The 2,348-nt window shown below is 71.6% G+C and carries 3 protein-coding genes; 2 read left to right on the forward strand and 1 reads right to left on the reverse strand.

Going from position 1 to position 2,348, the window contains the following annotated elements:
* Both VK640_07230 and VK640_07235 read left to right on the forward strand, forming a co-directional pair.
* Nucleotides 1-949: FHA domain-containing protein (locus tag VK640_07230; GenBank protein ID HTE72975.1), on the forward strand; the 949-nt coding region annotated here is incomplete at its 5' end.
* Between the two features lie 149 nt (nt 950-1,098).
* Nucleotides 1,099-1,503 (forward strand): hypothetical protein, encoded by a 405-nt coding sequence (locus tag VK640_07235; protein ID HTE72976.1) that lies wholly within the window; start codon nt 1,099-1,101, stop codon nt 1,501-1,503.
* Between the two features lie 78 nt (nt 1,504-1,581).
* Here VK640_07235 and VK640_07240 read toward each other — a convergent pair.
* Nucleotides 1,582-2,348: glycogen debranching enzyme GlgX (locus VK640_07240; GenBank protein HTE72977.1), on the reverse strand; the 767-nt coding region annotated here is incomplete at its 5' end.

Below are 2,348 nucleotides of genomic sequence, written 5' to 3' on the forward strand. Positions count from 1 at the left end.
AGTCCTCCCCGGAGACTCCGTCGTCGCTCGCCGCGGCGGCGGGCTGCTCTGGGTCGACGCACCCGGCTCGCCGGCCCTCGTCGCAGCCCTTCACGCCTGCCTGGGTGTGTCGGGTCCCGGTGCCGACCGTGTGCTGTCCGCCGTCGCCAGCCAGGTGAGCTCCCTCGCCCACGGGTCCGCCTCGTTCGCGCTCGTCCTGTCCGACCCGACAGGGGGCGCCGGCACGGGTGTCGCCCTGTGGTCGGGCAAGGGTCAGCCGGCCGTCGACGGCGTGCCGGTGTCCGGGTCGTCGGTGGAGGGCTGCACGCTCGCCTCCGGCTTCACCCTCGGCCAGACGCTGTACGTCGGGCCGGGTGCGGCGGCGCCGCAGATGCCGCCGGGGGTCGCCTACGACCTCGTCGAGGGCACGGTGCCCGGCTCGGGCGCCATGCTGCAGCTCGCCCGGGCCGCGTCGTCGGCGTCCTCCGCCGTCCCCGCCGCCCCCGCGGGCCCGTCGCCGTTCAGTGCGTCGTCGGACGCCGGCATCGGCTCGGGCGCGACCCGCGCGCCCAGCTCGGCGGTGGAGTCCGGTGAGCAGACCGCCTTCTGGCGCCCTGAGCAGACCGCGGCGCCGGTGCTCCGCTTCGACGACGGCATGGTCGTCACCGTCGACGAGGACCTCGTCCTCGGCCGTCGCCCCGACAACCACGAGCTCGTGGCCAGCGGCTCGGCCCGCCCCGTGCCGATCGCCGACACGCAGAACGTGCTCTCCTCGGCGCACGCCGCCCTGCAGCGCTCGGGTCGCGAGGTGTCCCTCGTCGACCTGGGGTCGCTCAACGGCACGCACGTCGCCGGACCCGAGGCCACCGAGTGGACTCAGCTCGAGCCGGGTGTCGCCCACCCGCTCTCCGACGGCGACCGCCTGCTCCTCGGCTGGACCGTCATCACCTTCGAGCAGCCGCAGGACTAGAACCCCCCGCACTGAGAACGAGAGCCCCGGCCCGTCGGACCGGGGCTCTCGGCGTCTCGGCCCCGAAAGCCGAGTTGTGGTCGTCCGCCACGGCGTGTCGTCCCGTGTCAGTGGCAACAACTCGACACTCGACCGGCCATAGTCCGACGGTGAAGAGAGAGCACGCGCGGCTGGTGGCCGCCGCGGGGCGGGTCCAGGAGGACCTTCGGCGCACGACGGCTCAACCGTGGGTGTGTTCCCTGAGCGCCGACTACGTGCTCACCCTGACGGATGGCGTGATGATCCGGCGCTTGGTGCTCGAGAGCGAAGTCGAGGACGAGGACTGGTTCGTGAACGCGGGGACGGCGGATGCCGGCGCAGGTCTCGACGCCGACGCCGATGAACTGCTCGCCTACGAGGTTGCCGAAGCCATGACCGATCTCGGTTTCGAATGGCCGGTGTGCCAGGAGCACCGTCGCGCGATGGGATCGTGCTCCGGCTGGTGGTACTGCGAGGGGGAGTCGTCCGAGTCGTATCACGACATCGCCGAAGTGGGGTCTTTGTCGGCAGGTTGAGCGCGCGCGAGTGTCGAGTTGTTGCTGCTTCCGAGGGGCTGAGACGACAACAGGTCGACACTCGCCCTGGCTGTGTGCCTACGGCCTCCTGAGCACCCTGAGCAGCCAGACGGAGCGGGGCGGCAGCTCGACCGTGCCGGGTGCGACGATCGTCGTCTCCGGCGGAGCCCCGGTCGCGTACTCGGTGGAGACGACGAGCTCATAGCCGTCGGCCCACGGCGGGCCGGGTAGCTGCACCGTGACCGGCTCCGGGCCGGCGTGCAGCTGCACGAGGTAGGAGTGGTCGACCACTGGGCGGCCGTGCTCGTCGCGGTGCCGGATGCCCCGGCCGTCCAGGTACATGCCGAGCGTCTGCAGGCCCGGGTCGAACCAGTCGGTGGTTGTCAGCTGGCCCCCACCCGGCGCGAACCAGGCGAGGTCACGGGTGCCGCCGCTGCCGGGGATCTCCAGCCCCTCGAAGAACGCCTCCTGGCGCAGCACGGGGGAGGAGCCCCGCAGGTCGACCAGGTGGGAGACGAACGCGAACAGGTCCTCATCGACGTCCTTCCAGTCGATCCACGAGATCTCGTTGTCCTGGCAGTAGGCGTTGTTGTTCCCCTGCTGACTGCGGCCGAGCTCGTCGCCGGCCGTCAGCATCGGCACGCCCGTGGACAGCAGCAGGGTGGCCAGGTGGTTGCGCACCTGCCGTGCCCGCAGCGCGAGGACCTCGGGGTCGTCGGTGGGCCCTTCGACGCCGCAGTTCCAGTTCCGGTTGTGGCTCTCGCCGTCCCGGTTGTCCTCGCCGTTGGCCTCGTTGCGCTTGTGCTCGTAGGTGACCAGGTCGGCCATGGTGAAGCCATCGTGCG

The sequence above is a fragment of the Actinomycetes bacterium genome, assembly GCA_035489715.1.
Lineage (GTDB): Bacteria > Actinomycetota > Actinomycetes > JACCUZ01 > JACCUZ01 > DATHAP01.